Annotated in this window: 22 protein-coding genes and 1 other annotated feature; of the genes, 14 read left to right on the forward strand and 8 right to left on the reverse strand. The window is 65.5% G+C overall.

Annotated elements, in window-relative coordinates:
* Positions 1–295 precede the first annotated feature (295 nt).
* From V4U86_RS11375 to V4U86_RS11405, 7 genes are all read left to right on the forward strand, one after another.
* A complete protein-coding gene (locus V4U86_RS11375) occupies positions 296–3,661 on the forward strand; it encodes an NACHT domain-containing protein (protein WP_395311301.1) in 3,366 nt (1,121 codons plus the stop codon).
* Positions 3,662–4,033: 372 nt separating this feature from the next.
* On the forward strand, positions 4,034–5,170 hold the full coding sequence (locus V4U86_RS11380; protein WP_395311302.1) for a hypothetical protein: 1,137 nt from the start codon (positions 4,034–4,036) through the stop codon (positions 5,168–5,170).
* Complete coding sequence (locus tag V4U86_RS11385) at positions 5,163–5,810, forward strand: GTP pyrophosphokinase (protein ID WP_395311303.1); 648 nt, start codon at positions 5,163–5,165, stop codon at positions 5,808–5,810. Before V4U86_RS11380 ends, V4U86_RS11385 begins: the two co-directional genes overlap by 8 nt.
* Positions 5,811–6,083: 273 nt before the next feature.
* A complete protein-coding gene (locus V4U86_RS11390) occupies positions 6,084–6,431 on the forward strand; it encodes a transposase (RefSeq protein ID WP_395311304.1) in 348 nt (115 codons plus the stop codon).
* Positions 6,386–6,517: a sequence feature (AL1L pseudoknot), on the forward strand. Its footprint overlaps the gene before it by 46 nt.
* Positions 6,440–7,846, forward strand: a complete 1,407-nt coding sequence (locus V4U86_RS11395) for an IS3 family transposase (protein ID WP_395312010.1) — start codon at positions 6,440–6,442, stop codon at positions 7,844–7,846. It overlaps the preceding feature by 78 nt.
* A 647-nt stretch (positions 7,847–8,493) precedes the next feature.
* The gene (locus V4U86_RS11400) at positions 8,494–11,541 is read left to right on the forward strand and encodes a C25 family cysteine peptidase (RefSeq protein ID WP_395311305.1); all 3,048 of its coding nucleotides are present in this window, start codon (positions 8,494–8,496) and stop codon (positions 11,539–11,541) included.
* A gap of 239 nt (positions 11,542–11,780) precedes the next feature.
* Positions 11,781–12,038: a DUF3297 family protein gene (locus tag V4U86_RS11405; protein WP_395311306.1), complete on the forward strand. Its 258-nt coding sequence runs from the start codon at positions 11,781–11,783 to the stop codon at positions 12,036–12,038.
* A gap of 8 nt (positions 12,039–12,046) precedes the next feature.
* Here V4U86_RS11405 and V4U86_RS11410 read toward each other — a convergent pair whose 3' ends face one another.
* Both V4U86_RS11410 and V4U86_RS11415 read right to left on the reverse strand, forming a co-directional pair.
* Positions 12,047–12,682, reverse strand: a complete 636-nt coding sequence (locus V4U86_RS11410) for a TetR/AcrR family transcriptional regulator (RefSeq protein ID WP_395311307.1) — start codon at positions 12,680–12,682, stop codon at positions 12,047–12,049.
* Entirely contained in the window at positions 12,679–13,647 is a 969-nt protein-coding gene (locus V4U86_RS11415) for a Leg1-related protein (protein ID WP_395311308.1), read from the reverse strand. The genes V4U86_RS11410 and V4U86_RS11415 overlap by 4 nt, the downstream gene beginning before the upstream one ends.
* 158 nt (positions 13,648–13,805) lie before the next feature.
* Here V4U86_RS11415 and V4U86_RS11420 point away from each other — a divergent pair, with 158 nt between their 5' ends.
* The 5 genes from V4U86_RS11420 (at position 13,806) to V4U86_RS11440 (ending at position 17,787) form a co-directional block, all read left to right on the forward strand.
* The gene (locus tag V4U86_RS11420; RefSeq protein ID WP_395311309.1) at positions 13,806–14,789 is read left to right on the forward strand and encodes a hypothetical protein; all 984 of its coding nucleotides are present in this window, start codon (positions 13,806–13,808) and stop codon (positions 14,787–14,789) included.
* Between the two features lie 60 nt (positions 14,790–14,849).
* The gene (locus tag V4U86_RS11425) at positions 14,850–15,458 is read left to right on the forward strand and encodes a biotin transporter BioY (protein ID WP_395311310.1); all 609 of its coding nucleotides are present in this window, start codon (positions 14,850–14,852) and stop codon (positions 15,456–15,458) included.
* Positions 15,451–16,146 (forward strand): energy-coupling factor ABC transporter ATP-binding protein, encoded by a 696-nt coding sequence (locus V4U86_RS11430; RefSeq protein ID WP_395311311.1) that lies wholly within the window; start codon positions 15,451–15,453, stop codon positions 16,144–16,146. Before V4U86_RS11425 ends, V4U86_RS11430 begins: the two co-directional genes overlap by 8 nt.
* Positions 16,143–16,745 carry an energy-coupling factor transporter transmembrane component T family protein gene (locus V4U86_RS11435; RefSeq protein WP_395311312.1) on the forward strand — a complete coding sequence of 201 codons (603 nt, stop codon included), beginning with the start codon at positions 16,143–16,145 and terminating at the stop codon, positions 16,743–16,745. Before V4U86_RS11430 ends, V4U86_RS11435 begins: the two co-directional genes overlap by 4 nt.
* Before the next feature lie 154 nt (positions 16,746–16,899).
* Positions 16,900–17,787, forward strand: a complete 888-nt coding sequence (locus V4U86_RS11440) for an SPFH domain-containing protein (RefSeq protein WP_395311313.1) — start codon at positions 16,900–16,902, stop codon at positions 17,785–17,787.
* A gap of 21 nt (positions 17,788–17,808) precedes the next feature.
* Here the strand turns inward: V4U86_RS11440 and V4U86_RS11445 are convergent, their stop codons facing one another.
* Entirely contained in the window at positions 17,809–18,399 is a 591-nt protein-coding gene (locus V4U86_RS11445; protein ID WP_395311314.1) for a hypothetical protein, read from the reverse strand.
* A gap of 234 nt (positions 18,400–18,633) precedes the next feature.
* Positions 18,634–19,860 carry a metallophosphoesterase gene (locus tag V4U86_RS11450; protein ID WP_395311315.1) on the reverse strand — a complete coding sequence of 409 codons (1,227 nt, stop codon included), beginning with the start codon at positions 19,858–19,860 and terminating at the stop codon, positions 18,634–18,636.
* Between the two features lie 346 nt (positions 19,861–20,206).
* On the opposite strand from V4U86_RS11450, the gene V4U86_RS11455 reads away from it, so the two are divergent.
* Positions 20,207–20,695: a pyridoxamine 5'-phosphate oxidase family protein gene (locus tag V4U86_RS11455; RefSeq protein WP_395311316.1), complete on the forward strand. Its 489-nt coding sequence runs from the start codon at positions 20,207–20,209 to the stop codon at positions 20,693–20,695.
* Here V4U86_RS11455 and V4U86_RS11460 read toward each other — a convergent pair.
* The 3 genes from V4U86_RS11460 to V4U86_RS11470 are packed head-to-tail and all read right to left on the reverse strand — an operon-like array spanning position 20,692 to position 22,687.
* A complete protein-coding gene (locus V4U86_RS11460; protein ID WP_395311317.1) occupies positions 20,692–21,279 on the reverse strand; it encodes a zeta toxin family protein in 588 nt (195 codons plus the stop codon). The two genes, V4U86_RS11455 and V4U86_RS11460, sit on opposite strands and share 4 nt — an antisense overlap.
* Positions 21,276–21,665 carry a TA system antitoxin ParD family protein gene (locus V4U86_RS11465; protein ID WP_395311318.1) on the reverse strand — a complete coding sequence of 130 codons (390 nt, stop codon included), beginning with the start codon at positions 21,663–21,665 and terminating at the stop codon, positions 21,276–21,278. Before V4U86_RS11465 ends, V4U86_RS11460 begins: the two co-directional genes overlap by 4 nt.
* 53 nt (positions 21,666–21,718) lie before the next feature.
* Complete coding sequence (locus V4U86_RS11470) at positions 21,719–22,687, reverse strand: lytic transglycosylase domain-containing protein (protein ID WP_395311319.1); 969 nt, start codon at positions 22,685–22,687, stop codon at positions 21,719–21,721.
* A gap of 150 nt (positions 22,688–22,837) precedes the next feature.
* On the opposite strand from V4U86_RS11470, the gene V4U86_RS11475 reads away from it, so the two are divergent.
* On the forward strand, positions 22,838–24,769 hold the full coding sequence (locus V4U86_RS11475; RefSeq protein ID WP_395311320.1) for an alkaline phosphatase family protein: 1,932 nt from the start codon (positions 22,838–22,840) through the stop codon (positions 24,767–24,769).
* Here V4U86_RS11475 and V4U86_RS11480 read toward each other — a convergent pair.
* Positions 24,766–25,446, reverse strand: coding sequence for a glycoside hydrolase (locus V4U86_RS11480; protein ID WP_395311321.1), 681 nt, complete (start codon positions 25,444–25,446; stop codon positions 24,766–24,768). The two genes, V4U86_RS11475 and V4U86_RS11480, sit on opposite strands and share 4 nt — an antisense overlap.
* Positions 25,447–25,596: the final 150 nt, after the last annotated feature.

Genomic DNA, 25,596 nt, shown 5'->3' on the forward strand with positions numbered 1-25,596 from the left:
GAATCGGTCACTACCGGGCCCGCATTTCTGGGCTCGTACATAAGGCTGACTAAATGCCAGCAGCCCGCACAACGTCTAAACCGTCAAATCAAGCGAGTGACCGCTGAGACCATTGCGGACTAGTCCGCGGCCCCGGGTATCCATAGCGACCCGAACAGGCTCGTTACAGTCGCTTGGCGTTAAGACGGCGAGCTTGCGTGATCGTGTCGGCGAGTCCCGATTGAATGGACGTGTCAGCATGGGTTGTTCCCGACCGGGACCGCGAGGCGGTCGGGTGAAACAAAGGAGACTGCCAGTGCCGGAGAGTCGACATCGGTATCTCTACGAGCGTCTCGGCGACCACGACTTCCAACAATTAGTCAACGCACTGCTTGCGCGCCAATTCCCTGACTACACCCCGATGGCTCTGCGCCAGACCGATGGGGGACGTGACGGTCTGCGCGTCGAGGCTGGGAAGCTGCTCATCTATCAGGTCAAGTGGTCGGTCAGTGGAAGGGAAAAGAACCCGGTTGCTTGGCTCGACGGAGTTGTACGAGATGAGACGGAAAGCCTACGCCGCCTCCAGCGGCAAGGAGTTCGACACTACGCGTTGGTCACCAACGTCGCCAGCACGGGCAAGCCGGAATCGGGAATCTTCGACCAGTTAGACCGGAAGTTCAGAGCGTACGAGGAAGAGTTCGGATACGAACAGATCACCTGCATCTGGCGAGAGGCGCTGGACGGGTGGGTCACCAACGCCCCCAGCGAGACGAAATGGGCGTTCGCCGACATGTTGGCCGGCTGGGACCTTGTGCGATACCTCATCGCTGAGCACGTTGGCGCCGCCAAGGACAAGGGTATTCGAGATCTAATCCGGAAGGTCGCAGCGGCCCAGTGGACCGACGACGAGCGAGTCAAGTTCAGCCAATCCGATGTCGACCGGGAGAAGATGGTGGATCTCTTTGTCGATGTCACAGCTGATCGTGTCCACTCTGCGGGTGGCGAACACGGGCGAGCTTCGTACGCTCTCGGCGGCGCGGCCGATTACCTGCTGCGGACGGCGGCCCCATTCACGCTGGTGCGTGGCGCCCCCGGACAGGGCAAGTCGACGCTCAGCCAGTACGTGTGCCAGGCGCTGCGAAGTTCATTCATGCCCGCAGCCGAGCGACCCAATTCGTTGCCGAAGCTCGACAAGCCACGATTCCCGGTCCGGCTCGACCTGAGTGACTACGCGTTATGGCTGCGCGGAGTTGACGTCTGGGACCACGCCGACGACACGAAACGCCGCTGTTCGGACGTGCCTCGACGAGGAGATCGGGCGACAGTTGAGTGCTTTCTCGCTGACCTGCTGACCCACGAAAGTGGTGGAATCGAGGTCACTGCGAAGGATGTACAGTCCCTCTTTGACCGTGTGCCCAGCCTGGTCGTGCTCGACGGACTCGACGAGGTCGGCAGCCCCACCACCCGCAGCAAGGTCGTCAAAGCCATCGACAAGTTCGTCGGCCGCGGCAAGGCTTACGCTGATCCGCCGAAAGTTGTCGTCACCACTCGTCCCAGCGGCGGCGAGCTGTCCGAGCCATCGGCGGACCTCTTCGACGTCGTAGTCCTCAACCAATTGACCAGCGAGCAGCGCGACGACTATCTCCGAAAGTGGTGCGGTGTACGCGGAATTAGAGGGAGAGACGGCCGGACGTTGCGAAAGAGCTTCAAAGATAAGAGCCGCGAACCATATATCAACGAGCTCGCCGGCAACCCCATGCAGCTGACGATCCTGCTTGACCTGCTCCACGAGCAAGGCGCCGCCACCCCCACCCAGCGCACCGACCTCTACGACAAGTATGTCGACCTTCTCCTTGCGCGTGAGGCCAATAAGGACCCCAAGGCTGTTCGAACCCACAAAGAAGAACTGATCGAGATCATCCCGTTCCTCGGCTGGTACCTGCACGCCCATACCGAGGAGTCGCAGATCAACGGTCGCATGAGCGTGGCTGAACTCAAGGAGGCGATGCGCCACTTCCAGCGCACCTACGGCAACCGCGAAACGATCGTTGATGAACTATTCGAAGGTGCCAGCGACCGCCTATGGACACTCACCAGCAAGATCGACGGAACCTACGAGTTTGAGGTCCTGTCGCTGCGGGAGTATTTTGCCGCGAGGTTCCTGTACCGCAACGCGGGTGAGGATAACCCCGCTTTCGATAGCACTGTTGTGCTTCGCGAGTTACTGCGCCGACCGTACTGGCTCAACACAGCCAGGTTCTATGGCGGCAACGCGAAGGGGCAGGGGATCTACATCCTCGCCGCCGGCATAGAAGAGGAGCTTTCACGCGCTTCGTCCGTGGCGTCCCACCTCGCCGCTTGGACACTGCTCACCGACGGTGTATTCCAGCGCCGCCCTCGCGAGGCCCGTAAGGTCCTCGCCGCGCTCTGCTCCGATTTCGGGCTGCCCCTACTGCTATCGGCGCTTGATCGTCGCGACATCGTCGCCCTGCCCGAACTGCCAGCGCTGCCCGACGAGGATGGCCTCGATCCCACGTGGAGGCGGCTCACATCGCTGATCAGTAACAACCCATCTGATCCGGCGAACACTCAGCGTGTACGTGCGCTAAGGGTACTGCTCAACCAGCGCAGCTCATTCGCGACTTGGTGGTACCAGAAACTTGCCCAGGCGATCGGCACGCCGCAGCAGAACGCCTGGCTCAGTTGTGGCGCGGAATGCGAAGCTGCCGCGGGAATGGTCGCAGATCTGGACGACCTCGACGTATCCGATGGCGCGGCCGAACTCTTCCTAAACACGGGGTTGGCGCCATCTCCCGGGAGCCGGCTCGAAGCAGCCCTACTCAAATCGGTACTCGCCGGAGAATGCCCGCGGGTCACCTCCATCCGCTCTATGCCAGCGCAGGTCGCTGCCGCGCTGTCACCCTCGGACTTCTTCACCAGCTCCAGAACCGGCTTCGTGGATAGCGACGAGAGGGCGAATCGACGGCGCCGCGAAGCGGTCAATCAGCTCACAAAGGCGCGCTCCGCATACGCGCCAATCGCCAAAGAGCGAACATTCAAGACTGGACAAAAGGGCAGCACCTTCCCGTGGGCGAACACCGCGACGGCTTTGCACAAGCACGCCGGACGATGCTGGCTGGCCTCTGAGATCGCGATCATCGGCGCGGCATCGCCCCTGCGAACCGGATACGTGAAGACCCTCGGTGCAACGGCGTTCGGGGCCACGGGCCACCCATCCGCGCTCCTTGCGCAGGCCCGCGCCCACGCGAACGACGAGAGTTGGTGGCACCAGCAACTCGACTGCAGCGATGCCGACCTCGGCCGCGCTGAATGGGCGATCGCGCTGTGGAGCATTGCATCTGGCGAAGTACTACTGAAGCTACTCGATACGCTCGACGTTGAGATTGCCAAGCTTCCGGCATCACGCCGACGAACAGTCCTTCGCGCTGCGGAGCAACTCGCCCGCTCCGGCTGGTTGCAGGATGTCTCTACCGTCGGCATGCCCTCAATCGGAACCGAGCTCACCGCTCTGATCGAAATCCGCAACTCACGACCGTCCGTAGCGCAGCGGGAAGTGGGGCCGCCCGCACCACTGGAACCGACAGCAGCACATCCCTCGCTTCTCAGCGTTGCCAGGTCTGGACAGTGGCTCAAGGTCGACGCCCAGCCAGTCTATCGATAGCGGGAGCTCGACTGTCGTTCGCGCGAGAACGGTTCGCATCGGATCATCTGGGTCGCGCGCGGTCGGCAAAGCTACTAATTCGGCTGTGGCGCAAGAACTCTGAAACGGATGCCATCTTCCGATGCGTTGCGGCGGAAGCTGGTGTCGGTCTCGCAGTGCTGGGGCCGCGTCTGTTCGCCAGAGCCTAACCCGAACTTTGGCCTTATGGACGTCGACGGCCGCAAAGTCGTCAATGCATCAGAGGAATGGGTCATGATTCACCCGGTTGAGGCATGGCGGCCACGCCTGAACTCAATGTACCCATGACAGCTCCCCGTGGTCTCGTGAGGCAGATCGAGCCGTGACAGTGAGCCGCTTACGCCGCATCAAAGATTGCTGACTGAGCGCGCCGCGGTCACAATCGACAAACGCTTCTCGGCGATCCTCTACGAAACTGCGGCGCAACTGAAAGTATCGACGGGCACTTCAGGAGCGGAACGAGGGGGAACATTGCCCGCCGGCGCGCTACTTTCTGCCTATGCATTCCACGTGCACCCCAGGCAGGCGACACCCTTCGCTGGTGGTGCGATTGCGCGTTCCGACGAGCTCGCGGCAGCGCTCGACTCGACCTTCGACCGGTCACGCGTGGAGTCCGCGCCCGCCGTCACATTCGAAGTAGACACCAACGACGCGGCTCGGTCGCACCCCATCCGGGACGTCGCGGTGGCAGTTGCATTCTCCGACGAGGACAACGCCGAGGTCGTCCAGTCGTTGGCCCGACGGCTCTCGGACTCGATGGACAACCGCTCGAAGCCATCACTGTTGATGGTGACGGTGCATGCATCGTCGTCTGCGACCAAACGGCGATTCGTCATCTGGACATTCCCGCAGCAAGAGGTATTCAACTTGTCGGGCACCGGAAGTGAGACCCGACTCGATGTCGTGGAAGCTTTCATTCGTGAGTCGAGCTTACGCAAAGTGGCTTTGCTCGAAGGCAAGAACACTGCGGCGGAGATGCTCACCGCCCGAGTCCTTGACTTCCAGGCGACGGAGGTCGAACGCTCCGCTGCAGACCTCTGGATCGTCAAGTTCCTCAAGGCCAAGCTCCAGGTGAACAGTCGGGAAGGCACCCAGATGTTGGCCCGCGCGGTTCGTATGGCTTACGAACGGACTAGTGGTGACGAGCGCGCACAGGAGGAACTTGGGGCGGCGATCGCAGCAATTCGACTCGGAGGCCAACAGCGGCTCTCACTCGAAGAAGTAGCACGGGGTCTTGGACCCGTCGCGCGTGAGGCCTTCACCACAGGTTTTGCTCCGGAAGCTCGGACAGCAATCTTCCAGCTCGAGCGGAACACTTTTGATTCGTTGATCCAGTTTCGTCGCTTCACTTTGGCCAACGGTGTCGTCGTGTCGGCCCCCTTTGTTGAAATTGGTGCAGGGAGCGGCGTCGAGGTGTCCGAAGTGGACGGAAGGCGACGACTCAAAGCAGAGGGCGACATAACGCGGGAGCAGGTCAGAAGACGTGGATAGAGACGAATTGTCGACCGCATATATGCGGCGCAGACCCTTGTTGCGTGAGCTGTCGAGCACGCTCGAAGCCAGCACCCAGGACGCGTTGGTAGAAGTCAAGCATGTCGATCGGATCACCTTCCGAGTCAAGGCTCTTAAGTCGTTCATCGAAAAGGCTCTCAAGCTTGAGACGCCCGAAGCCAAACCGTGCGAAACGGCGCCTGAACCTCGACTGAAGTACTCAGCGCCCTTGGTGGAGCTGGAGGACCAGATCGCGGGGCGTGTCATCACCTTCTTCCGCGACGACCTGCCGATAGTCCGCGAGCAACTCGTCGGTCGCTTCGGGGCGGTTGAGCATGTTGTCAAGGAACCCACTGGTCCCGAAGAGTTTGGCTACGAATCAGAGCATTTCGTCTTCGTCATCCCCGAGCACCTGAAGCCGTCAGGATGGAATGCCGAGGAAGATATGCCGAACACCTTCGAGTTTCAGGTACGGACGCTATTCATGCATGCCTGGGCGGAGCCACAGCACGATCTTGGCTATAAGGGCAGCGACGTCGACCGTGAGACCAAGCGCGAGCTTGCCTGGATCGCCGCCTCGGCATGGGGTGCCGACCGGACGTTGAACGAGGTTGCGCGGCGCCTGAATGCCTCCGTGTGAGCCGGGTTACGTCGAGAGCTTAGCCATGTTCACCGCCGGGCGTCTTCGACGTGCATGTGGGGTTACGCTTTGCTTGCCCTTCCTAGCCTCGACGGACCGAAGACTGACTGCGCGGGTAGGCAGTTTCGCAACCTAATTGTGTTGCGAAAAAATTAAGTTGACGGACCCAGTGCGCGTTGGCTGCTGCTATAACTGCAGGAGACCGCCGACGCGGCAATTTGACACGCTCTGGAAATTCCGGAGGCTCCTGACCTTGGAAACGAGGATGCAGGTATGCCCACGGAATCGTCGTCGGGGAAGAAGCCGACCAGCCACCGGTACAGCCCGGACGAGAAGGCCGCTGCGGTGCGGATGGTGAGGGCGTTGCGCGCCGAGTTTGGCACCGAGCAGGGCACGGTGTCGCGGGTGGCTCGCCAGTTGGGTTACCGGGTGGAGTCGGTGCGCTCGTGGGTGCGTCAGGCTGATATCGATGACGGGTATTCGCCTGGGGTGACGACCGCGGAGTCGGCCAGGATCAAGGCGCTTGAGCAGGAGAACCGAGAACTCAAGCGGGCCCGTGAAATTCTGAGAAGAGCGGCCAGTTTTTTCGGGGCGGAGCTCGACCGCCAACACAAGAAATAGTCGCGTTAATCGACGCCCACCGGGCCGAGTTCGGGGTCGAGCCCATCATCACCGTCCTGCGCAGCGCAGGGGTGTCGGTGGCCCCGAGCACCTACTACCACACCAAGACCCGCCCGCCCTCGGCTCGGGCCTGCCGAGACGCCGTGCTGGGACCAGCGTTGCGTCAGCTCTGGGAGGACAACTACCGCGTCTACGGGGTGCGCAAGCTGTGGAGAGCTGCGCGTCGGGCAGGCCACGACGTCGGCCGCGACCACGTTGCCCGGCTGATGCGGCACGCTGGCATCGAAGGGGCACGGCGCGGCAAAAAGGTTCAAGACCACGAAGCCGGACGCCAGCGCTGCGCGGCACCCCGATCTGGTGAAGCGCAAGTTCGCCGCGACCGCGCCAAACCAGCTCTGGGTTACGATCTGACGTTCGTGCCGACATGGGCGGGCGTGGCCTACGTCTGCTTCATCGTCGACGCGCACTCCCGGATGATCGTGGGCTGGCGGGTGGACGCTCACATGCACACGTCCATGGTGCTGGACGCGTTGGAGATGGCCCGTTGGTCGCGTGGAAATACGTTGCCAGGCTTGACGTGTCACTCCGATGCGGGATCGCAATTCACGTCGGTTCGCTATGGTGAGCGTCTTGCCGAGATCGGCGCGGTGCCGTCAATCGGGTCGATCGGCGACAGCTTCGACAACGCACTGGCCCAGACGGTCAAGGGCTACTACAAAGCCGAACTGATCTACGGACCCGCCCGTAGCGGGCCGTGGAAAACCGTCGAAGACGTTAAGCTGGCCACCCTCGGGTGGGTGTACTGGCACAACACCAGCCGATTCACAGCTATCTCGGCGACGTTCCGCCGGCCGACTTCGAAGCCACGTTCTACGATGCACAACGGAGCGACCAACCCCTGGTCGAAATCCAATAGCCCGAGCCTCCGGCAGACCCAGAGCGTGTCATGCCGACAACTGATCAGTATTCAGTTTCCGTTGACACACGACCCTGACCAGCTTGGATCAAGACCACGGAGACAACCGTTCGCATCACCTGACTCCCTGGGGGTTCAGCGGTCAAAGGAGGGGCGACGCGATCGATGTGAACGGAAGCCTGCGCAACAGGGGCGACTGCTTCGACACGGCGCGACACCGGAGACGCTGAATCGCAGCCCAACAGCACGTCAGCGACGTGGCTGCAATGGCAAGACCGCAACCGGCCGGCTCATAACCCAGCGATGGCAGCGGCAACCGTCCGCGCGCGCCTCGTGCGGGTCCTGGCAAACACATCAGTTGATTACCGCAGCCCGGTTGGTGGAATCGTTACAGAGAGAAGTTGAAGGCGACAGGCTCGGCCGGTTCTATCAAGACGATTCGCTGCCCGTTGTCCCGCCAGTGTCCCAAGACATGCGTAGACAGACCGGACAGACGTGAATAGGTGAGACGCGGAAAGCAGTTGACCAGCATAAACCAGCACAATGAAGACGCCCCTTCACATCCGCTGCTTCCCTGGGGGTCAAGTGGTCGCAGGTTCAAATCCTGTCAGCCCGACCAAGTTCTTGCAGGTGGAAAGCGGTTCCAGAGATCTGGAGCCGCTTTTTCATACCCGGGTGTATGCAAAGCAACCCGCACAGCCACGGCGCGATCACACGGCGTTGCCGATCTGATCGGTCGGCCCATCGACCGGCGACCGTGCGGTGGCACCGGAAGTGTGCCGTGGACCTCGCCGGTTGCGCGACCGAGGAGTGTCCCAACAGATCGGCGACGGCTCCGGTGCGCACGCTGTACTCGAGCCAAGCGACTCCCGCGCGGTGACGCGACGTGTGAACGCCCACGGTCACCGGCGGCCAGCCGACCGGACCCTCGGGACGCCGCCGGAGTGGACGTTCCTCATCGACGCCGAGACCGGCGAGGCGCGACGAAGTCGGGACGCGTCGCGGTAATCGAGTAGCGCGCTACTCATGTCTGCGGGACCGTGAGCTTCCTAGGCTCGGTGCACAACAACGGCTACCGGGGGGCTCGTCATGATGCGTTGTGAAGACCACGGACAGGGAGCGGCTGGCAGGCACGTCACCGTCAGCTTGCATTTCGACCGCGATGATCTGTCGACCACACTGACACCGTTCGGTCGAATCGTGCGCTTGGACGGAACGGAGGGCTCGGGTACGCCAGGTGTGCCGGCATTGCCGCTGCGCCACGTCAAAGTCGCTGTCCCGGTGGGCTATTGGCCGCACAGTCTAGAGGTTTCCGGTGAGAAGTGGGCGACGGTCGTCGACGGGGGCGCGATGGTTGCACCGGCCCAGCGGCCACGACTGGCCTACGGGACCAGAACGGTCGAGGCCCACCCCGATACCGGTGGCGCCCCATTCGGTGGCGTCGAGGCGGACACACCGGAACACGACGGGCACGACCGCGCACACTGTGCCGCGGACTGCCCTTGTCGCCGTGAGCAGCACCGACCATCGGACATCGATGGGCCGGACCCCTTTCCCGCGCCCGAGGTGGTGGCACCTGATCCGGAAGCCTACGAAGCGCACGTGACTGATCCGCCGCCGTTGGCCCGGGCCGTGTCCATCGAGAGCATCGGCGACCTCAACGTTGCGGTCGTCGAAATCGCACCGGTCCGCATGGGGTCCGTCGGCGAACTGTCGCTGTGTACGGAGGCGAAGTTAGAGGTGCGATACGCCGCTGAACCACCGCTCGGGAACCATGATGAGGCCGTTGCCCATTTCCGTGAGGTACTGGGCCGAGACATCAACCCCGAGCGGGTTATCGTGCGTCCGGCACTGCTGTTGACCGGCAAGGCGGAGGCAGAACGGTTGCGTGACGTCGCCCTTGGCGATGTGCTCAACCCGCGTCTGATCGACCGACGGCAACCCGACGGCCTCGTCGTGCGCCTGCATTGCGAGTACCTGATCGTCACCGACGATCACTGCTGGGATCCCGTCACTATCACGCCGACCACCGCCCGGCCGGGCCTCATCGCGCAGTTCGAAAGATTGGCCCAGGCGAAGCGGAGTCGCGGCATCTCCGCGAGGCTCGTGACCATCACCGACATTGTTGCGGGTCGGTACGGCGATGTCCGAACGGGCGCGCGGGATCTGCAGGAGGTGATACGCAAGTTCCTCAAGATCGCCCGGAGTCGCTGGGGTGTCCAATGGCTGTTGCTCGGCGGTGACACGACGATCGTGCCAATCCGTCGCGTGGCAGGCGCGATGGAGGGCCACGTCGGCCCCGGAACGGAGAATCCGCCAGATGCCAACCGGTCCTTCTGGACGGGGACGCAGTTGCACATGCACGTCGTGAACCCGGGGACGTGGTGGGCCGCCAGTGTCGACAACCTGCTTGTGCGACCCGACACCGGTGCGCTGATCCCGTACGACGCGGCGGGTACGTCCTCGGCGACGTCGCCCGGCTGGTTCTTCACGACGTCGTCGACCTATGCGACGCGATCCGCCGTCGCTACCGAGTTCGTCTGCGTGAACGGCCCTGGCGCACTGGTGAATACGCGGCTGCAGTTCCTGTACGCGTGGAACCAGTTGCCGACCGACCTTTATTACGCCAGTCTCGATTCCTGGGTGATTCGCACCCGCCGGGTGTCCCCGTTCTCGTTCGACCTGCCGTACGTACTCCGGCCGGAGCATGACTGGGATGCCATCGGCAACGGCATATACGGCCAGTTCCGGGAAGATGGCACCGATCTCGACGGCGTCATCGCCCGAGTTGACCTCAGCGTCGGCCGTGCCCCGGTGGACACCGACACCGACGCCCAGACCTTCGTGGACAAGGTGCTCCGGTACGAGGGGCTGTCCGGCGGCGTCTGGTCGTCGACACTCGCAAACTGGCCACGCCGAGCTCTGCTGGCGGCGTCGGACTGGGGTGGGGAATGGTTCCGGCAGACTGGCGGCGCGACGCCAAGCGCGGGGCAGTACATACACGATGTCGGACGCTCGGCCGCTGTGCTGCGCCGTGCGACGATCGGGTCGTTCGACTTGGACCTCGTAGCGCATATCAGCGACACGAATCGGCGCGAGATGCCGTTCAAGTTCGACACCGATCCTGCGGTCCGGGGGTGGTACTACGCGCGCTCGGCGACCGATCACCGTCGATCGGGGATGACTGTCCCGCTGTTCGGCAGCACGTTCTTCTTTCCGCTTCCGAGCGAATGGGTTGTGGTGCACGGCCCGACACCGGAACGAACGCCGGCGTCATTCGAGATGGACCCGAGGGCTCAGGACGGTTCGCTCGCCGATCAGGAGCGGCTGCGCATCCAGCTGGGTAATGAGTTGCCGGGCATCAACCGGTTCCAGCGGCTCTACGAAGACCTGCTCGACCTCACCTTCTTCCAGCGCCTCGCGGCACCTGCCGACTACCTGACCACCGCCTCCATGCGGGCCGCGCTGGACTCCGGGCCGCACTTCGTCTCGCTGTCCGGTCACGGAAGCGGAAACGGTTGCTGTGCGGCCACGGTCGCGATGGCCAAGTCGCTGACCAACACCGCGCACTTCATCGGCTACGCGGACTCCTGTCTGACCAACGAGCTGGACATGCGCTTCGGGGACGCGTTCTCGGAAGAATTGTTGAAGAACCCGAACGGAGGCGCCGTCGCCTACGTCGGCAACACCCGGTTCTCGTGGATCAGCGTCGGCGACGACTTCCAGCGAGCCTTCTTCCATCGCCTGGTGTCGACCCGACATCTGGGAACGTGCAACGACTCTCGCGTTTCGGTGTCGGGCACGGGATTTCTCGCCGGATACGAGCGTTGGCAGATGTTCACCCTCAACCTGCTCGGCGATCCGGAACTGCGAGTGTATCGCGGCCCGGTGCGCACGCTGTCGGTGCGGATCGAGCCGTGGGACTTCGGTCGATTCAAGGTTGATGTGGTCGCGGCACCCCCTCCCGTCGGCCCGCCGCGACCTGGCCCGGTGGAGGGTGCGTTGGTTCAGGTGCGCCAGGGCGACGTGGTCGTCGAAGGGCTCACCGACGACACGGGCGCGGCATCGTTCGCGCACCAGTTGTTCACCGCTACTCCGGTAGAAATCACGGTCTCGCATCCCGAGTTCGCTGCCGAACGCCTCGACACGGATCTGCCGTCACCGCCCGCCTGTAGATGCACGTGTGAGACATGATGCGGCGCTGCACATAGTGCATGCTGACCTGACGGTCGTCGTGGTAGATGATGGGCGGCTGCCTGGACCTGGTACGAGCTGGTCGACGAGTTGTTTCCCGAAATTGTGCTCAGCTCGTTTATGCCGGTCGGCTCGACACCAACGACCACCTAAGTCGGCGCTTTGGTCACCGAGTACAGGGTCGCGTAGATTTTCAGCGATCACATCCAAGAACCACGCAGCACTCGACGGAAGCCATCATGTCCCAGGATCAGAACACCGACGTTCCCCCGAATCACCTCTCCATCGATCCGCGCAGCGACTTCTATAGCGAAGAGGCGCTTATTCGCGGCGTGGGTATCCGCTTCAACGGCGCCGAGAAGACCAATGTGCACGAGTACGACGTTGCCGAGGGTTGGGTGCGGGTGGAGGTCCCGACCTCCAAGGATCGCTACGGAAATCCGATGGTCGTCAAGCTCAATGGAACGGTCGAACCGTACTTCCGCGACGCGGAATAGCGCAGGGCTCAGCTGGGGCCCGGCGTCCCGAGCGTCCTGAGACGCTGACCCCCGGCCCCCACGAATCCTGACCAGATCAGCGCAGTGAGGTGCTCGACGAGTTCGTCACGTTCGACGGTCCGGTCGCGCTGCCACCAGAACACCGACGCGGACATCGCCCCGAGCAGGGCGCGCGCCCAGGGGCCGGCGGCTCTGCGGTTGCCGTCGAGCTGATCGAAGGCGACGGTGAGGATCCCTTCGAGCCAGCCGGCCAGTTCGTCGAACACCGCTGCTGAGCTCAAACTGGCGCCCAGGGCGGCCGAGATGGCCGGCTCGGCCTCCACCCAGGCGCAGAAGCAGTCCACCGCGGCGCGCGTCTGCTCGCGCGGATCGGCCGTGGACACCACGATGCCCGACACCTCGGTGATGATGCGCTGGGCCTGGCGGTGTGCGAGCGCCGCGACGAGGGCCTCCTTGTCCGGAAACGCGCCGTACAGCGCCGATCGGGTCAGACCCGATTCCCGGGCGACGTCGACCAGCGACAGTTCGGGCCCGCGCGAGCGCAGGCTCCGTTCGGCCGCGTCGAGCAGTTCCTCGCGGCGCTGCTGGGCGTCGATGTGGGAACCCTGCGGCCGGCCGGGTGGTCTTCGGGGCGCCTCCGTCACGGTCGCAACAGGTAGGCCAGGAGTTCGACGACCTTGAGGCGGCTGGTGCGTTGCGGGTCGAACACCGCGGCGAGCAGGTCCACCACGTCCTCGCGGGCGGCCCTGGTCCGCATGACCCGCTTCCAGAGGGTGAGGTTCAATTGGTAACGCCAGGAGGGGCTTTCGCCGAGTTCGATGATGCCCCGCAGCGTTCGACGCATCTCCGGGGGCAGGTCCGATCCCGTCGAGAAGTCGGCCGGCCCGAGCAGCAGCCGTTCCGGGAGAACATCGAGGCCTTGTGCACACATGAAGTCGAAATCGGTGGGCCAGGCCGCTACCCACAGATAGTCGACCATCCGGCACCAGCCCCGCAGGAACCGAAGTTCGGTGTCCGAGTATGGTTCCGGGTCGATGTGGTACAGATGCGCGGCAACGAGGTCCAAGCAGGTCTTGTGGGCCTTCCACAACGCCATGCGTAGCGGTTCGGCGTCGTCGCCCGGGCGGGCCGACTGCACCAGGGAGAAAAAGTCCTTCCAGTCGGCAACCCCGCGGTGGAATCCGGCTGGTAGCACGAGTTCGGCGAAATCGCCTGTCGGATAGGCGAACCGGGAGGGTCGTGGCGGCCCCGCCAGCGCCAGGGGCTCGACGATGCCCGCCTCGACGGCGCCCAACCAGGGGATGACACACAGGGTGTAGTTGCCGTAACCCCAGGGGGCGTCGGGGTCGATCCGGCCGGTGTGATGCGAGTCGGCGCCGAGCCGTCCGGTCCGGAACTGCCACTGGTGCTGGAACATCAGCCCCCACAGCGGGTTTCCGCGATTGTCGGCGCCGAACAGTTCGTGGCGGTTGGTGACGTCGATCAGCAGCCGGTAGGCCGCCATCCGATGGTGGAACAGGAATGGGTCGAAGTGGTCGGCCAAGGGTTCTGCGAGGCGCCAGGTGTCGAAGAGATCGAGGTCGGAGAGTTCCTCAGGATGCGTGGCCACGGGCCGGTCCAGGTCCATAAATGAACAGCATGAATATTTGTGGTTAGGTTGTCAAACTATCGCGCGGCGGCTCCCGATCGAGGTTGTCGGAGGGCAGGCGAATACTCCGGGATAACAGAGCACCGCCACCTCGGCGGCGCCTATCCGTAGGGGGCACCATGGGAAATCGGGCCAACATCGTGTTGGTGGATCACGACGGCTGGCAGCTGAGGTACTCGCATTGGGCGGGCTGCCGGATGCTCGACGCCTTGCTGGCGGGGCCGGAGATGGCCACGCGTTACATCCTGGCGCAGAACACCAGCGACTTCTGGACCTGCGAACTCTGGTCGGACGGCGGTCTGCTGCTCGACCTCGTCGAGCATCGACTGCTGTTCTTCGGCGAGGAGCTCATGACGACGATGAACGAACGACGGGCCATGTTCGAGGTGCTCAAGACCGTGTGGCCGGGCTACTCGATCTCCTGGGCCTACGGCGCGACGGCCGAGATCGCCGCCTATGTGTGCGCGCCGCTTCTGTTGCGCGACATGGCTTCTGAACCGGAACTGACCCTGTCCGAGGACACCACTCACCTGCATCACCTGGTCACCGTCATCGACAGGACGGGCCGGGTGCGGGCATGGCCGCTGTGGTGGGGCAGCAGCGCCGCATGGCACGGGCCGCAGCTGCTGGACATGCTGCCGGGCCCCGGGGCGTCTTCGCTGCAACTGGGGAGGGTGCCCGAAAGCGGGGTCTACGTCAACGTACCCAATAAGACCCTCGGTCTTTGGATGACCAACCCGGTCCCCGGTCTGTTGCGCTGGCTACCCGAATTGTGGCCCGGTTGGCGGATCGAGTTCTGGGAGGACCGCTACGAAGAGCAGCTTCGCCGCTGCGGTCGGCAGATCACCGCGCCTGCACTCGACCTGGATGCCGGTGTCACCGAAGCCCATGCATGGCTGAAGAAGCGGGTCTTCCAGAGCTACGAGGACAGCCCGGCCGGGCGCATCGCAAATCTGGCGGCACTGTTCGTCGACGAAGGACTGCCGACTCCGGAGGTCAGTTCGGAGGCGATACGTGGCGCCGGCGATCGACCGACCCGCGAGGAGTGGGCGCGCTTCGAGCGTGCCTGCGCGCAGGTCCGCAGCGCGGGGAGAGCGGCTTGATCCGGGCGGCTCAGCCGGGGGAGGTCCGCGTCACGTCGGGGCGTCGACCATAATTCCCGGGTGAGTGCTCAGACCTCCAAGTCCGGCCGGTTCGGTCGCATCGAGTCCCGCGACCTGACCCAGGCGGCGGTGTTCGCCGGCCTGCTGGCCGCGCTCGGGCTGCCCGGCACCCTGACCATCGGGCCCAGCGGGGTACCGATCACGCTGCAAACCCTCGGTGTGATGCTGGCCGGTTCGATCCTCGGCCCCCGCAAGGGCGCGCTGGCGATCGCGCTGTTCGCGATCCTGGCCATCGCGGGATTACCGATTCTGGCCGGTGGCCGCACCGGGCTGGTGGCGTTGGCCTCACCGACCGCCGGTTTCTTCGTCGGCTGGTTTCCTGCCGTCATCGTGATCGGGCTGCTGACCGCGCTGATGATGCCGCGCTACCGGGTGCTGTGGGGCATCGGCATCAACATCGTCGGCGGAATGGTCCTCATCTACCTGTTCGGCACCGCCGGCCTGATGCTGCGCACTGACCTGTCCTGGTGGGCCGCGCTGTCCACCAACGGCATCTACATCCCCGGCGATATTGCCAAGGCGGTGCTGTGCGGTTTCGTCGCCGCCCAGGTCCACCGGGCCCGACCGGGCCTCATCACCCCGTGGCGGACTGCCCGAGCCCATGACTGAGGACCCGCCTGCGGCCATCGTCGTCGACGGGGTCTCACACGCCTTCGGAGACCGCCCCGTACTGCGCGACATCTCATTGACGATCACCGAACGCCGCGTCGGCATCGTCGGCGCCAACGGCAGCGGAAAGTCCACGCTGGCAAGGCTGTTCAACGGATTGGTGCTGCCCGACACCGGGTCGGTACGTGTGCACGGCCTCGATACAAAGCGCTCGGCCAAGCAGGTGCGTCGGCGGGTCGGGTTCGTCTTCACCGATCCCGACCGCCAGATCCTGATGCCGACCGTCGGCGAGGACGTCGAGCTCTCGCTGTCCCGGCATAACCTGGACCGGGCGGCCCGCGCTACGAAAGTGGCTCAGGTGCTGGAGCGGTTCGGCCTGGCAGGGCACGCAGACCAGCCCGCGCATCTGCTCTCCGGCGGGCAGAAGCAGTTGCTCGCGTTGGCGACGGTACTGGTCACCGAGCCGGCCGTGGTGGTGGCCGACGAACCGACGACACTGCTCGACATGCGCAATGCCCGGATGTTGCGGAGGGCTTTCGCTGCGTTGGACACCCAGCTGGTGGTGGTCACCCATGATCTGGAGTTGATCGACGATGTCGACCGCGTGATCGTGCTCGAGGACGGCCGGGTGGTCGCCGATGATGTGCCGTCCGTCGCCCTGGCCGCATACCGCCGGTTGATGACGTGACCGTGCTCGGGGACTACCGCCCGGGCGCGTCGTGGCTGCACCGCACGCCGGCCGGTGCCAAGCTGCTCGGGCTCGGTCTGCTGATCATCGCGATGACGGTGTGGGTGGATTCACCGGTTCGGCTCGGCGTTGCCGCCGGCATCGTGCTGGTGGGTGCGTTGTCGGCGCGGCTGAACGTGTGGGCGCTGGTCCGGCAACTGCGTCAGGTGCTGTGGGTGGTCGGGTTCATATTCGTCCTGCAGATCGTGCTGACCGACTGGCGTCGCGCGCTGGTGGTGTGCGGGGTGCTGCTGCTCGCGGTGTCCCTGGCGGCGATGGTGACGTTGACGACGCGGACCACCGAGATGCTCGACGCAGCGACCCGGGCGATGATGCCGTTGGCGCGGTTCGGTTTCCCGGTCCGCCAGGTGGCCATCGCGCTGGCCCTGGCGATCAGGTCGATCCCGCTGCTGCTGGAGATTTTCCGGCAGGTGGACGAGGCGCGTCGGGCACGCGGGCTGCGTGTCACCCCGCGGATAGTGTTCGTCCCCGTCATCGTCGGAGCACTCAAGGCCGCCGACGATTTCAACGAGGCGCTCATCGCCCGCGGACTGGACTGATTCGGTATCCGGCCCGAATCTTGTTGAGCCCCCTGCGCGCCGGTGGAAGAATTGGACTGTGCAACCGGCTCCGCGCAGCCGCTGATACGGCCGTCCGACCGGCGAGCGAAGACAGCTCGCGTCGATCCGCGGCGACGAGCGGATGGGAGGCACCATGATCACCATGTCGGTGCTGGCCGTGGCGGCCGGTCTGCTTGCGCTCGTGATCGGACAGAACGTGCGTGTGGTGAAGCAGTTCGAACGCGGCGTCGTCTTCCGGTTCGGACGGGTGCAGCCACAGGTGCGGGGCCCGGGGCTGACGATGCTCATCCCGGTCGCCGATCGGCTGCAGAAGGTGAACATGCAGATCATCACGCTGCCGGTGCCGGCCCAGGACGGCATCACCCGCGACAACGTCACCGTCCGGGTGGACGCCGTCATCTATTTCAACGTATCCGACCCGGTAAGGGCGGCGGTGGATGTGCAGGACTACCGGTCCGCGATCGGCCAGGTGGCACAGACGTCGCTGCGCTCGATCATCGGTAAGAGCAATCTCGATGACCTGCTTTCCAACCGCGAACACCTCAACCAGGGACTGGAGCTGATGATCGACAGCCCCGCGCTGGGCTGGGGGATACAGATCGACCGGGTCGAGATCAAGGACGTGGTGCTGCCGGATTCGATGAAGCGCTCCATCGCGCGTCAGGCCGAGGCCGAGCGGGAGCGACGGGCCCGGGTCATCACCGCCGACGGCGAACTGCAGGCGTCCGAGAAACTGGCCCAGGCGGCCGAGGTCATGGCCGAGCATCCGGCGGCCCTGCAGCTGCGGCTGCTGGAGACCGTGGTGGAGGTCGCGGCGGAGAAAAACTCCACCCTGGTGCTGCCGTTCCCGGTGGAACTGCTCCGGTTCCTGGAACGGTCAACCCCCGGAGCCGAGCAGTCGGAGGAGCCCGGTCAGACAACAGATACGCCGCAACTGACCGCGCCGACGGTACCTGACCACCTGGGCTCGCTCCGGCTGGACGACCCCCTGGTGCACCGCCACGCCCGGTTGAACTCGTAACCGTCGGGCCGGCCGAGGCGCTCAGCGCAGGTAGGTCTCGCCGCCCCTGGGGTAGCCGCCGCCATTGGTCGCGATGTGCACGTGGTCGAAATGGTTTGCGGTGTCCCCGCCGCGGCTGCTCATCGGACGCGGTGCGCGCCCCGGGCCGTAGGAGGTCTGCCGCCAGAGCACGTGGTTGAGGTCGAACCGCGCGGCATTCTCCAGGACGAACGCGACGACGCGGTCGCCGAGGGCGATGGCGTTCGGGGAGCGATAATTCGCGATCATCACGTCGATGGCGAGTCCGTCGGGATGCCAGCGCATGGAGTCCTTCCGGACCCCGCCGATGGTGAGAATCTCGGGGAACTCGGTGCTGACGGCGCGCGCCGTCAGGATGGTCTTCTTTTGGAGCCCCCGTTCCGGGGCCACCCCGGCGGGTAATTCGGGATTGACGATGTGCAGGGCCGGTGGCGCAGCCATCGGCGCCGGCGGAGCCACGACCTCCATGCAGCACGGCGGCGGCGCGGGGGCAGCGGCCGGGATGCTGGCACCGGCGTGCGCGTCGGTCACGAGGAACGTGGCGGCGGGGACGACAACCGCAGCCAGGACTGCCGACCCGCGGCGCCTGGCCATGGTTAACTTCTGCCTACTCACGGAATCGCACCATAACGCCGGGTCCGCGGGCGAAGGCAAATCGCCGTTACGTCCCTCGATGAGACGTATGCCACTGATATTCAGCGGTCGTCGGGCATCGGGCTCTACCGGGGCGAAACCGTGGCTTCAGTCAAACCAACGGATTTCGCGACCCTGGCTACCGATCGGTAGCCAATGTAGAAGCGCCCAAAAGCGAAGTGATGCCGATCACGGTTAACCCTCAGATGTGGGCAACGCCGCGGTTTGATGCGCTTGACCGGTGTGCTGACGGCCGGCGCTGAGCGTCAGCACCGAGATGTCGGGCGGCGCGCCGACCCGCACCGGCGGGCCCCAGAACCCGGCTCCGCGGGACACGTACAACTGGGTGTCCTGATGCGTGGACAGCCCGGCCAGCGAGGGCTGCACCGCACCCACGATGTACTGGAAGGGCCAGGTCTGACCGCCATGGGTGTGTCCGGACAGCTGCAGATCCACGCCGCGGGCGGCCGCTTCGTCGATCAGGACCGGTTGGTGGGCCAGCAGGACCGTCGCGCGCGACGGGTCGACCCCGGCCAGTGCGCGGTCGAAATCCGGTGGGTCACCGTGTCGTTCGCCGACCACGTCGTTGACTCCGACCAGATCGAAGGTCGCCCCGCCTCGCCGGATCGGGGTGTTCTCGTTGCGCAGCGGGGACACCCCGAGCCGCTCCAACTCGTGCAGCCAGGGCACGGTGTCCTCGACGAAGTATTCGTGGTTGCCGGTGACGAAGAACGACCCTTCGCGGGACACCAAGTCCTGCAGCGGTTCTGCCGCGTGACCCAGCTTCTCGACCGAGCCGTCCACCAGGTCGCCGACAATGGCCACCAGATCCGCGTCGGCCTCGTTGATCATCCGTACGATCCGCTCGGTGTGCCGCCGCCCGAGCAGCGGGCCGAGGTGGATGTCGGAGACCACTGCGATCCGAAACCCGTTGAACGCCGGATCCAGCCGGGGCAGGCGGACCGGCACCTGCAGCACCTGTGGTGGCCCGAGTGCGGTGGCCGCGCCATAACCGACCAGCCCCACCGACGCGGCACCCGCCGCCGCCGCGGTGGTGCGGGCCAGGAACACCCGCCGATTGACGGCCGCGGCCGGCGGGTCCGGAGCAGCCCCGGCCTCCGGTGCACCGCGCTTCACCCAGCCGCGCAGCGCCAGGCGCACCGGCTCCAGCATCAGCAACGCGAGCAACAGGTACCCGAGCAGCGCGAACCAAAGGTAGCCCGGCCACGCGAACCAGCCCGACTCGGCGACGTCGGTGAACCGGGACCCGAACAGCGTCACCGCCAACAGGGCGGCCGCGCCCGACATGGCCGCGGTCAGGACGATGCGCCCGCGCCCAGGCCGTGTGGTGTCCTTGACCAGCCGCTTCCATACGTAGACGTGCGCCAGCGCCAGGACGGTACCGAGGATGAGGATGAACATACGGGCAATCAGGTCCGCACCGGGTTCAGGCTCACTCTCTGAGCCTAGCCAAATCCTGGTCAGTGCCCGGGCCGTGTGAGTCTGCTCACCGGAAACAAGGATGCTTGGATTTTTGCTGGCAAACCTTGGCATGATTCGCCGTCGGAACGGGTAAACCGGTGCGTCGGCGAAAGGAATACAGATGTTCAGCGCGGGGGCATTGAGCGAACGCACCGTAGGAACCTGCCCGGGATGCGGGTACCCCGTCCTCGGGCCCCAGCCGTGCGCCGTCTGTGCGCCGCTGCTGGTTGCCACGCCCCAGGGTCCCGGCCCTGCCGGACCGGTGGTCGCCGCCTAGACATCGCCGATGGACAAGCAGGATCTCGCCCGCGAACTCGGCGAACCCGGTGCCCGGGAACTGCTTTCCGGAGCCATGGCCCGGTTGGCCTACAACGGCCATGACGGATTCCCGCGCGTCATCCCCGTCGGCTTCCACTGGACGGGCGAGCACATCGTGGTCTCCACCGCGCCGACCGCCCCAAAGGCCCGGGCGCTCGCGTCGCGTCCGCAGGTCGCCCTCGCCATCGACTCCGGCGAGTCGCCGGAAGAAGCCAGGGCCCTGCTCATCCGGGGGCTGGCCACCCTCGACACGGTGGACGGCGTCAGCGAGGAATATCTGGCCTCGGCACGCCGCTCCATGACGGGCGACGAACTGGAGGAATTCGAGCGCAACATCGAAGCGACGTATCAGCAGATGGTGCGCATCGTCATCGAACCGGTCTGGGCGCGCTTCTTCGACTTCGGTGCGGGCCGGCTGCCGGGGTTCCTCGCCGACCTGGTCGACGGCGCCGGCTAGTGCTGCTGCGCGGGCCATCTGTCGGTCAGCGGATCCGGCGTCCAGTCCGGCCAGTCCGGTGACCCCAACGCGAACCCGGCGTTGAGCCGGGCCACGATGCGCGGCCCGCGCCGGGCGCTGTTGTCGTAGCAGGTGGTGGAGTCGGCGCGGCCGGCCGCCATCGCGACCAGGCGCCAAAGTCGTTGGTAGCGTTGCCGGATCTTGTCCTCGGGCACGTGGTGACCACCGGCCTGGACGCGGTGTCGCACCCGTTCCACGGCCAGTTCCTCGGGGATCAGCACCACGTGCAGCACCACCGTGTGACCGGTCGTCTGTGCCGCGTCGATCAGATCGAGTTTGGAAGGGTGCGAGAACACCGTCTCGGCGATGAACGACTCGCCGAGTTCGATCAGCTTGGCTCGGGTGTCGGCGGCGATGCGTGCCGCCTCATAGGCGTGCTCGACGGCGGCGCCGGGCCAGCGGTGCCTGGCGATCTCGTCGGCATTGACCACCGGACTGCCGGGAAGCAGTGGGGCCAAGGTCAATTCGATGAAAGTGGATTTACCCGCGCCATTGCATCCGACGACCAGATCGAGTCTGTTCACCTGCTGGGATGCAGCACCGAGGAGCTGCCGTCGGGCCGGTGCTGCACCATCTGTCCGGACTCGTCGAGGGCCACGGTGGTGATGCCGCGCGCCGTCAGCAGCGCACCGTAATCGGTGTCGGTCAGGCTCTCCTCGATGGCCGCCGCGATCTCGGCGTTGAAGACGACACCTTCCTCGGCGGTCAGTTCGTGCAGTTCCACACCGCCGGCCAGTGCCGCCTCGACCTTGCGCCGCGCCGCGCTGTGCTGGCCGGACACCGCCCGTCCGATCCGCGCCCAGTGATCGAGTTGCTGCTTGGCCGACCGGCTCTGCCGGGCGCCCTCCGCTGCGGCGCTGTCCATCAGGTCGGCGGCAACCCGGGTCACCCGGTCGGCTGTGTTGGCCATGACGATCCTCCTGTAGCAGACTGCTACCGAGTGTAGCAATATGCTACGAGTGGCTACTGCGGATGGGTGGCCAGGTATTCGGTGACCGGGATCGGAGTGGTCTCGGCGTACCCGATCGGCAGCAGCACGTCGCCGGCCGTGGTCCGGTAGTACACCTCCCACTCGTGGTAGCCGGCGAACGCGGCCGGATCGAGGGCCAGGATGTCCGCGTAGTCGTTGACCGCCTGCACATAGTGGTCGGAATTGTTGTACCGGAACAGCGCGTGATCGGGATCGCTGCGAAATCCGTTGGCGGCCAGATACCGTCCGGCAGCCATGATGCTGTCACGCGGCGCGTGGATGTCGCCGCCGTCGCCGTAGGCGGCGAAGGTGGACGGCAGGAATTGCATCGGCCCCTGTGCGCCGGCGGTGCTGGTGCCCGTGATGCTGCCCAGGCGGGTCTCGATCAGGTTGACCGCGGCCAGATAGTTCCAGCCGACCCCGGAGGCGGCTTCGGCCTCGCGGTAGTACCCGAGCAGTTCCTCGGCCGGCCGAGGTACCTCGATCCGCCAGGCCGGCAGGGTGTCCTTGGCCTCGCCGACGAGAAGCGCATCCAGGTGCCGGCGGGCGTCGATGTTCAGGTCGTAGACCTCCGACAGCGCCGGCGGGATGCGGGGACGGATGAGTGCATCCCATTCCGGGTGACGCCCGATCGCCCGGTAGGCCGCCTGCTGGCGGCGGGCCGCCGTCTCGACAACCTGCGGAGGTGAGGACGGATTCCGCAGCGTCTGCTCGTCGGTCACCAGATCCTCGGCCAATCGCACCGGATCGTCAGCCAACACGGGCTGGGCCCGAACCGGTTCCGTAGGGGGTGGCGGAGTGCTTGCGGCCGTGGGGGTTTCGGGTGCCGTTGTGACCGGCGGAGTAGAGGACGTGGCCGCCGGCTTCGGGGCCTGCGAACAGCCCGACAGCACAGCGAGCAATACGAAGGCCGCCGCGACTGCCCGGATCGGGCCCGGGCCAAGTCGTGCATTCGTGTCCACCGGACGGAGTCCGAGCGGTAATTTGCCGTATAGATCCGGCGAGCAGTGTGAGGCGGCGATGAGGTGACGATAGCAATGCCTCCAGCCGCCCCGAATCCGGTCAGATCGCAACCGCGCCGATCCGGTGCGCGGACGTCGAAAGGGAACTCCATGGGTTACGCCAAGCACATCGGTCGTGTCGGTGCCCTGGCGGTGACATTGGGGGTGGGTGTCGCACTGGCGTCGGCGCCGTCCGCGTTCGCCGATTCGTCGGAGGGCTCCTCGTCGAGCAGTTCGTCGAGCTCGAGCAGCACCGGATCGTCCGGCCCGTCCGGTGGCACGGGCTCCGGGAGCGACACCGGCACGTCCGGCTCCTCCTCGAACTCCGCCGATCCGGACGCAACGTCCAGCTCCGGCGGGTCCGCGAACGGCGGCCGCACCGGCGCCGGCACCTCGGAGACCGACGGGACCGGTGGCCTGACCGGCGTTCGGGTCAGCGTCAGCGACGCCGCCGCCCGCCCCGGGACTCATCGTCGCTCCCCGCTGCGCGCAACCACCGCCCGCGCCGCCAAGACCGGCGCGCTGGAAGCCGGCGACCCGCGGGCCGCCGAACCCACCCTCAAGCTGGTCACCCTCACGGTGGAGGCGGCGCCGGAGGTCAACCCGGAGCCCGGCGCCCCGCCGGTGGAGGCGCCCGCAGCGCTGGCTGCGCTGGCCGCGGTGCGCGACGAACTGGAACGCAACACCCAGCGCCGCAACGCAACCAGCGGTCCACAGATCGGCATCAGTTCGGTGGACACCCCGAACGTGCTGGTGATCGGCGTCGACGGAACCAACCTCAGCCGGGTGCTCGCCGATCCGGCCAACGTCAACTTCTTCAACCTGATCCAGAACAGCTCGACCGCACCGTCGAGCATCGTCGGGCACACCACCATCTCCAACCCGTCCTGGTCGACGATCCTGACCGGTGCGTGGGGTGAGAAGACCGGCGTGATCAACAACGTGTTCACGCCGTGGACCTACGACAAGTGGCCGACGGTGTTCAACCAGCTGGAACAGGATCACGACGACGGAATCCAGACCACCGCCATCGCCAACTGGGACGTCATCGCGGCCATCGCGGCGGCCGGCGGGGAGTTGGGGGCCGACGATGTCCGCTACATCGCGCAGCTGGCCAACGACCCGCGATGGCTGGAGACCGATGACGCCGTCGGCGACCAGACCGAGATTGTCATCGCCAACTCCGACCCGAGTGTGTCCAACTTCGTCTTCAGCTATTTCGTCGGTGTCGACGAGAACGGCCACATGTACGGCGGCGCGTCCGAGGAGTACAAGCTGGCGTTGAACAACTTCGACCGCAACCTCGGGGAGCTCCTCGCCGCGGTGAACCAGTGGGAGTCCGACAACAACGAGGAGTGGACCATCATCCTGGTCACCGACCACGGCCACCAGTCGGGCGTCGGCCTCGGGCACGGCTTCCAATCACCCAATGAGACGGAGACATTCGTCATCGTCAACGGGCCCGGCTTCAGCTCCGGAGCGATCAACCTGGAGTACGAGATCGTCGATGTGACGCCCACCGTGGTGACGTTGTTCGGCGGTACCCCGCGGGCCGGGGACGGTACGTCGATGACCGAGCTGACCAACAACGTGTTCCCGATCAACAACGACGACGCGCTGCGCGAAGCGCTGCAGGACCTCATCTCCAAAAACGGCTATCCCGACGCCGTCACCAACGTCGCGCTCGGGGTGCGCACCATCTTCACCTCGATCCCGTACTTCCTGTTCAATTTCACCGTCGACGCCGTCGACGGGTTGAAGTCGGTTGCCGCGCAGAATATCCCGGTCGTGAGCTTCGTGGCCGCGCTGGCCGTCGCGCCGGTGCAGCTCATCGGCGACCTCGGGTATGTGGCGACGAATTTCATCGCCCAGATCGTCGCCCGGATCACCGGTGTCACCGGAGCGAGCATCTTCCCGCTGTGGCCGCCGGCGGCGCCGGACTTCCCGTCCATCCTGGAGGAGCTGTCCCGGCTCGACGACGGCTCGGACTGCGCCGACCCCGCGGTCGGAGGCCAGTGCGCGGTCCCGTCGATCGCCGTCTAGGGCTTCATCGAACCCAGGTAGTAGGACTCGCGGCCGGTGGGGTAACCGCCCCCATCGGTCGCGATGTGCACGTGGTCGAAGTGGTTCAGCGTCTCGGACCCGTAATCGGCCGTCCAGCTCGGCGCCCCGATACCGGGGTAGAAGCCCTGCCGCCAGATGACGTGGATGACGCCCCACCGCTGCGCGTTGGCCAGCGCCAGGCCCGCGATCTGGTTGCCGAGCGCGATGCCCTCGTCGCTGTTGTGGGTCGGGATCATCACGTCGATGGCCAGACCGTTGGGGTGCCATTTGAGCGCGTCCTGACGGAACCCGCCGATGGTGGTGATCTCCGGGTACATCATGCTGATGGCGCGGGCCACCCAGATCGTCTTGATCTGCAGCCCGCCCTCGGGTGCGACACCGGCGGCCAGCGGGAACTCCAGCACCCGGGTGTCCACCGGCGCGCTCACCGCCAGCAGTTCGGCCTCGGTCGGGGCCTGCGCGGCGTTGGTGGGCAGCAGCGGCGCGCCCTCCGCCCCGGCAGCGAGTTCCGAACTGTGTGCCGACGCCTCGGCGCCCGGCTGATCGGCGTGGCGGGGTGCCGCGTTCTGGGCGTAGAGCGCCGCACCGGAGACGGCGACGGAGACAATGACGGCCAGCCACCGACCACGGTTCGGGGCTGACCTTGTTTTGCTCACGCACAGCACTCTAAATGCCGGATCGGGCCGACCGCATCAATCTCGGCGAGGTCATCTTGCGTGGCGACACCGTCCGGACTCCTCTCGACTTCTCCTCGGCCACGTTTGCGTTGCCAACCGTTCATCCGGCTTGGTCAAGATCACTCGACT

Origin of the sequence: Mycobacterium sp. AMU20-3851 (assembly GCF_043974665.1) — a bacterium.
GTDB lineage: Bacteria > Actinomycetota > Actinomycetes > Mycobacteriales > Mycobacteriaceae > Mycobacterium.

Excerpts from the sequence above, each read along its gene's own strand:
- V4U86_RS11405 (WP_395311306.1), top strand. The coding sequence starts at position 11,781 with ATGTCCCAGGATCAGAACACCGACGTTCCCCCGAATCACCTCTCCATC.
- V4U86_RS11440 (WP_395311313.1), top strand. The coding sequence starts at position 16,900 with ATGATCACCATGTCGGTGCTGGCCGTGGCGGCCGGTCTGCTTGCGCTC.
- V4U86_RS11475 (WP_395311320.1), top strand. The coding sequence starts at position 22,838 with ATGGGTTACGCCAAGCACATCGGTCGTGTCGGTGCCCTGGCGGTGACA.
- V4U86_RS11445 (WP_395311314.1), bottom strand. The coding sequence starts at position 18,399 with ATGGCCAGGCGCCGCGGGTCGGCAGTCCTGGCTGCGGTTGTCGTCCCC.
- V4U86_RS11390 (WP_395311304.1), top strand. The coding sequence starts at position 6,084 with ATGCCCACGGAATCGTCGTCGGGGAAGAAGCCGACCAGCCACCGGTAC.
- V4U86_RS11450 (WP_395311315.1), bottom strand. The coding sequence starts at position 19,860 with ATGTTCATCCTCATCCTCGGTACCGTCCTGGCGCTGGCGCACGTCTAC.
- V4U86_RS11455 (WP_395311316.1), top strand. The coding sequence starts at position 20,207 with ATGGACAAGCAGGATCTCGCCCGCGAACTCGGCGAACCCGGTGCCCGG.
- V4U86_RS11465 (WP_395311318.1), bottom strand. The coding sequence starts at position 21,665 with ATGGCCAACACAGCCGACCGGGTGACCCGGGTTGCCGCCGACCTGATG.
- V4U86_RS11420 (WP_395311309.1), top strand. The coding sequence starts at position 13,806 with ATGGGAAATCGGGCCAACATCGTGTTGGTGGATCACGACGGCTGGCAG.
- V4U86_RS11430 (WP_395311311.1), top strand. The coding sequence starts at position 15,451 with ATGACTGAGGACCCGCCTGCGGCCATCGTCGTCGACGGGGTCTCACAC.